General features: G+C 71.4%; 5 protein-coding genes and 1 tRNA gene. 3 read left to right on the forward strand and 3 right to left on the reverse strand.

The features are described from left to right. The first annotated feature begins 42 nt into the window (after window positions 1-42). On the forward strand, window positions 43-1,641 hold the full coding sequence (locus FHG89_RS00700) for a cellulase family glycosylhydrolase (RefSeq protein ID WP_139581946.1): 1,599 nt from the start codon (window positions 43-45) through the stop codon (window positions 1,639-1,641). 77 nt (window positions 1,642-1,718) lie between these two features. Here FHG89_RS00700 and FHG89_RS00705 read toward each other — a convergent pair. Continuing rightward, window positions 1,719-1,791 (reverse strand) — tRNA-Ala (locus tag FHG89_RS00705). A gap of 87 nt (window positions 1,792-1,878) precedes the next feature. Then, window positions 1,879-2,469 carry a YqgE/AlgH family protein gene (locus tag FHG89_RS00710; protein ID WP_139581947.1) on the reverse strand — a complete coding sequence of 197 codons (591 nt, stop codon included), beginning with the start codon at window positions 2,467-2,469 and terminating at the stop codon, window positions 1,879-1,881. Between the two features lie 172 nt (window positions 2,470-2,641). Between FHG89_RS00710 and FHG89_RS00715 the strand changes: the two genes are divergently transcribed. Both FHG89_RS00715 and mdlC read left to right on the forward strand, forming a co-directional pair. Beyond that, window positions 2,642-3,442: an S-methyl-5'-thioadenosine phosphorylase gene (locus tag FHG89_RS00715; RefSeq protein ID WP_139581948.1), complete on the forward strand. Its 801-nt coding sequence runs from the start codon at window positions 2,642-2,644 to the stop codon at window positions 3,440-3,442. Window positions 3,443-3,564: 122 nt separating this feature from the next. Continuing rightward, complete coding sequence (gene mdlC, locus FHG89_RS00720) at window positions 3,565-5,160, forward strand: benzoylformate decarboxylase (protein WP_139581949.1); 1,596 nt, start codon at window positions 3,565-3,567, stop codon at window positions 5,158-5,160. A gap of 12 nt (window positions 5,161-5,172) precedes the next feature. Here mdlC and FHG89_RS00725 read toward each other — a convergent pair. Continuing rightward, window positions 5,173-5,849, reverse strand: a 677-nt coding sequence (locus FHG89_RS00725) for a hypothetical protein (protein ID WP_139581950.1), incomplete at its 5' end; no start/stop codon positions are given.

Raw genomic sequence — 5,849 nt, forward strand, 5'->3', positions numbered from 1 at the left:
CTGTTGTAGCCCTCCGACTTCACCTTCCGCAGCAGGGCCTGGGTGACGAGCGGCGACGCCATGGCGACGGTGGCGGCGATGCAGCCCGGCTGGAATCTCGGCAACACCCTCGACGCGATCCCCGACGAGACCGCGTGGGGCAACCCGCTCGTCACCCAGGCCCTGCTGCGGAAGGTGAAGTCGGAGGGCTACAACAGCATCCGGATCCCGATCACCTGGAGCAACCACCACGGTCCCGCCCCGGCGTACACGATCGACCAGGTCTGGTTGAGCCGTGTCCGCCAGGTGGTCGACTGGGCGCTGGCCGAGGGCCTCTACGTGCTGGTCAACCTGCACCACGACTCCTGGCAGTGGATCAACGGCTACCCCGGTGACCGGACGACTGTGATGAACCGCTACACCGCGCTGTGGACCCAGATCGCCACCACGTTCCGCAACCACTCGTCGAAGCTCACCTTCGAGAGCATCAACGAGCCGCAGTTCACCGGCACGTCCGGCGACGCCCAGAGCGACGAGGTGCTGCGCGACCTCAACGTCGCGTTCGTCCGCCTCGTGCGCCAGTCGGGTGGAAACAACGCCAGCCGGCTGCTCGTGCTGCCCACCCTGTACACCAACTCCAACCAGGCGCAGCTCGACGCGCTGTCGACCACGATCAACCAGCTGGGCGACAGGAACATCGCGGCGACCGTCCACTTCTACGGATGGTGGCCGTTCAGCGTCAACATCGCCGGCGGTACCCGCTACGACTCCAACGTCGAACAGGACATGGTCGACGGATTCGACCGGGTGGCCAACACCTTCGTCGCCCGGGGCATCCCGGTGATCGTCGGCGAGTGGGCGCTGCTCAGCTACGACTACACCCGGCCGGGCATCATCGAGCGCGGCGAAGTGCTCAAGTACGTCGAGGCCGTCGGCTACCAGGCCCGGATCCGCAAGCTCACCACCATGCTCTGGGACGCCGGCTCGTTCCTCAACCGCAACGACCTCCAGTGGCGCGACCCCGGCCTGTTCGCGCTGATGAAGGCGAGCTGGACCACCCGCTCGGCCACCGCGTCGTCGGACCAGATCTACGTACCCCGTAGCGGCACCGTCACCAGCAGGTCCCTCACCCTGAACCTCAACGGCGCCTCGTTCCGGAGCCTGCGGCAGGGCAGCACCGTGCTGACCAACGGTACCGACTACACCGTGTCCGGCAACACGCTGACCCTGACCAGCGCGGCGCTGACCCGCCTGGTCGGCAACCGCGCCCCAGGCGTCAACGCGAACCTCGAAGCGACCTTCTCGCAGGGCGTGCCCTGGCCGATCAGCGTCATCTCGTACGACCCGCCGACCCAGTCGGCGGCCAGCGGCACGACCAGCTCGTTCACCATCCCGACCCAGTTCCGCGGTGACCAGCTCGCCACGATGGAGGCGAAGTACGCCGACGGCAGCCCCGCCGGGCCGGCCAACTGGACCTCGTACAAGGAGTTCTGGAGCAACTTCCAACCCGACTACACCGCTAACACGATCATCATGAAGCCGGAGTTCTTCGCCGAGGTCAACGACGGCGCGGTCACCCTCACGTTCCACTTCTGGAGCGGCACGAAGATCACCTACCGCGTGACGAAGTCCGGTACCTCCGTCACCGGCAGCCCCGCCTGACCCCGCGGGTCGGGTAGACAACAGGAAGCGGCCCGGTTGATGATCATCAACCGGGCCGTTCACCTGCGTCCGCAAGGTGGAGCCGAGGGGACTCGAACCCCTGACCCCCACACTGCCAGTGTGGTGCGCTACCAGCTGCGCCACGGCCCCTTGCTGTCGTCCCGGTCGCCCGGGCACTGGGAAACTATACACAGACCGGCCGGCATGGTCATCTCGCGGGGTGCCCCCACCCGCCGGTCAGTTCAGCGCCACGTCCGGGGGGAAGTGGGCTATGGCCGCCATCATCCCGCCCTGCCGGCGCAGCACCATCGGCCACAGGTCGTCCGGACGGTCGACGAACGCGTCGCCGGGCAGCGCGTCCAGCACGAACCAGGAGCCGTCGTCGATCTCCTGCTCCAGCTGCCCGCTGCCCCAGCCCGAGTAGCCGGCGAACACCCGGATGCCGCCGATGCTCTCCCGCAGCCGCTCCGGGTCGACCGACAGGTCGATCGTGCCGACCGCCCCGGACACCTGGTGGAACCCCTTGACCCGACGCATCGGGTGCCGCATCCGGGCGAGACAGATGGCCGAGTCGGGCTGCACCGGGCCGCCCTCGAAGAGCACCGCCGGGTGCCGGGCCAGGTCGCTCCAGTCGCCGAGCACGTCAGCGACCGGCACCTCGGTGGCCCGGTTCAGCACCACGCCGAGCGCGCCTCCCGGCTCGTGGGCGACCAGCAGCACCACCGTACGGTCGAAGTTCGGGTCCTTGAGCGCCGGAGTCGCGACCAGCAGCCGCCCGGTCATCGACTCCATCGCTCGTCCGCCGATCGCCTGGCCCTCTCCCTGCATCCCACACACCCGTCAACCGTGAGCCCGCACCGGGGATCCGTCACCCACCGGATCCGCACGGTGCATCGGGATCAACCGCGCTGTCAACGCCATGCCTGGCACCATAGCCTGCGTCCCGGGCGCTGGCTAAGGTCTGACCAGCAGGTGATCGGACAGTTGAGACGGAGGTTCGATGGCGCCGACGGCGGACGTGGCAGTGATCGGCGGTTCGGGCCTGTACGCGCTCCTCGACGGCACCGCGCACGAGCTGGACACCCCGTACGGCCCGCCGTCGGACGCGGTGACCATCGCCGAGGTGGCCGGTCGGCGGGTTGCGTTCCTGCCCCGACACGGTCGGGACCATCGATATCCACCGCACCTGATCCCCTATCGGGCCAATCTCTGGGCGCTGCGCTCCCTGGGCGTACGCCAGGTGCTCGCCCCCTGCGCGGTCGGTGGGCTCCGCCCTGAGCTGGGACCGGGCACGTTCGTGGTGCCGGACCAGTTGATCGACCGGACCAGCGGCCGGACGCAGACCTACTACGACCGGGGTGCCGTGCACGTGCCGTTCGCCGATCCGTACTGCCCGCACGGCCGGCGCGCGCTGCTCGCCGCCGCCGCGGGTCGGACCGTCGCGGCCGTGGACGGCGGCACGGTCGTGGTGGTGGAGGGTCCGCGGTTCTCCACCCGGGCCGAGTCGCGCTGGTTCGCCTCGATCGGGGGCACTGTCGTGAACATGACCGGCCACCCGGAGGCGGTCCTCGCCCGGGAGCTGGCTCTCTGCTACTCGTCGATCGCCCTGGTCACCGACCTGGATGCCGGGGTCCAGGCGGGTGATTCGGTGACCCAGGACGAGGTGTTCCAGGTCTTCGCGGCGAACACCGACCGGCTGCGGGACGTGCTGCTGGACGCCCTGGCCGCGCTCCCGGCCGCCCAGGACTGCGCCTGTGGTCGGGCGCTCGACGGCATCACCCTGCCCTTCACGCTGCCCTGAGCCGCCGTCGGAGACGAACGCGCCGCGGAAACGCCCGAAAAGGTCCGTCACATCCCGATAGATTCGAATGATCGGGAGGGCGACCGCTGTCGTCCCTGCGCGCGAGACGGAGGCAGGCGACGATGGCTACGGTCCGGGACGCGACGTACGACGTGCTCCGCACCCTCGGTATGACCACCGTCTTCGGCAACCCCGGGTCGACCGAGGAGCCGTTCCTCCGGGACTTCCCAGCCGACTTCCACTACGTCCACGCCCTGCAGGAGGCGACGGCGGTCGCGATGGCCGACGGCTACGCCCAGGCCGCCGGCGTACCGGCGCACGTCAACCTGCACACCGCCCCGGGGACCGGCAACGGCATGGGCAACCTGGTCACCGCCTGGCACAACAAGACCCCGCTGATCGTCACGGCCGGCCAGCAGACCCGGGAGATGCTGCTGCTCGAACCCCGACTGACCAGCCGGCGGGCCACCGAACTGCCCCAGCCGTACGTCAAGTGGGCCTACGAGCCGGCCCGGGCGCAGGACATCCCCGCAGCGGTGCTGCGGGCGTATGCGACAGCGGTGCAACCCCCGGCCGGGCCGGTCTTCCTGTCGCTGCCGATGGACGACTGGGCCCAGCCCGCCGGGCCGACACCCGAGGTGCGCTCGGTGGCCACCCGGTTCGGGCCGGACCCGCAGCGGCTGGACGAGTTCGCCCGGGTCCTGGCCGGCAGCCGCGACCCGGTGCTGGTGTTCGGGCCGGGGGTGGACCGCTCCGGCAGTTGGTCGGAGGCCGTCGCGCTGGCCGAGCGGCTGGCCGCGCCCGTCTGGTCGGCACCGGCACCGGAGCGGGCCGGCTTCCCGGAGGACCACCCGCACTTCCGTGGCGTGCTGCCGTTCGCGATCGGGCCCCTTGCCGAGAAGCTGAGCGGCCACGACACGGTGCTGGTGGTCGGCGCACCGGTGTTCCGCTACTACCCGTACGTGCCGGGCGAGCACCTGCCCTCCGGTACCCGCCTGCTGCACGTCACCGACGACCCGGACGAGGCCGCGCGAGCCCCGGTCGGGGACAGCCTGCTCGGCGATCCCGGGCTGACCCTGGCCGCGCTGCTGGAACTGCTCCCGCAGGCCGACCGGACTCCCCCGGTGGCCCGCGCCAACCACGCCGCGCCGGACATCAGCACGCCGCTGTCCGCCGACGCGCTGTTCGCCGCGCTGGCCGGGCACTGGCCGGCCGACGGGGTGCTGGTGCAGGAGTCACCGTCCAACCTGGCCGCGCTACGCCGCCGACTGCGGGTCACCCGACCGGCGTCGTACTTCACGATGGCCAGCGGCGGTCTCGGCTACGGCCTGCCGGCCGCGGTCGGCGTGGCCCTGGCCGAGCGGGACACCGGCCGGGGTCGGCCGGTGGTGGCGGTGATCGGCGACGGTTCGTTCCACTACTCGGTACAGGCGCTGTGGACTGCCGCGCGCCTGTCGCTGCCGGTAGTGGTCGTCGTCCCGGTCAACCAGCAGTACGCGATCCTCAAGGCGTTCGCCGAGTTCAAGGAGACGCCCGGGGTGCCCGGGCTGGACCTGCCGGGGTTGGACATCACCGCCATCGCGGCCGGCTACGGCTGCGCCACCGAGGTGGTCCAGAGCCCCGACCAGCTCGGCGCGGCGCTCACCGCCGGGCTGCGCGCCGACCGTCCCACCGTGTTGCCGGTACCGATCAGCGCCGAGGTGCCCAGCATCCTCTGACCGGCCCGTCGGTCAGCGTGCGGCGATCGACAGCGGGGCGCCGGTGAAGACGTCCAGCACCGGGCGGGCGCCCAGCGGCGCCGCGAGGGTCACCGTGACCGGTTCGAGTTTGAGCAGGTCGGGGCAGACGCCGGTGGACCGGGTGACGCCGCCACCCACCACCACGGCGTCCGGCCCCTCCCACACCAGCGGGGTGATGCCGGTGTCGCAGGCGCCGACTCCGAGTCGGACGGTCAGCCCCGCGCCGTCGACCGCGGCCAGGTCCTGGGCGGCGACCAGCCCGTCCGGCAGAGGCCGGGGCGGCGTGGCGGGCTCGGGAACCGGCGTGACAGCCGTCGACGCGACGGCGAGTCGGGCCACCGGGGTCGCCAGCTCCTCGATGGTGAACAGCCAGGCCGGCACCTGCGCCTCACCCCGGCTGGTGTGGACCGGTACGGTCCCGAACGTCACGCCGGTGACGGTCAGCGCGAGGCAGGCGGTCTGCGGCGCGCTGGTGACCCAGCCGTCCGGTCCTGGTTCGACGGTGGGGCCGCCGGGGCTCGGAAGCCCTTGTCGTTTCGGCCGCCCCGGGCACGGCTCCGGGTCGCCCTGGTCGAGCTGCCGGTACGCCTCGGCCGCGCTGACCAACGGCACGGTCAGCCGGCCGTCCGGGAACCGGATCTCCCCGCCGACCCGGGTGGGCGGGATCG

Source organism: Micromonospora orduensis (genome assembly GCF_006228125.1).
In the GTDB taxonomy this organism is placed as follows: domain Bacteria; phylum Actinomycetota; class Actinomycetes; order Mycobacteriales; family Micromonosporaceae; genus Micromonospora; species Micromonospora orduensis.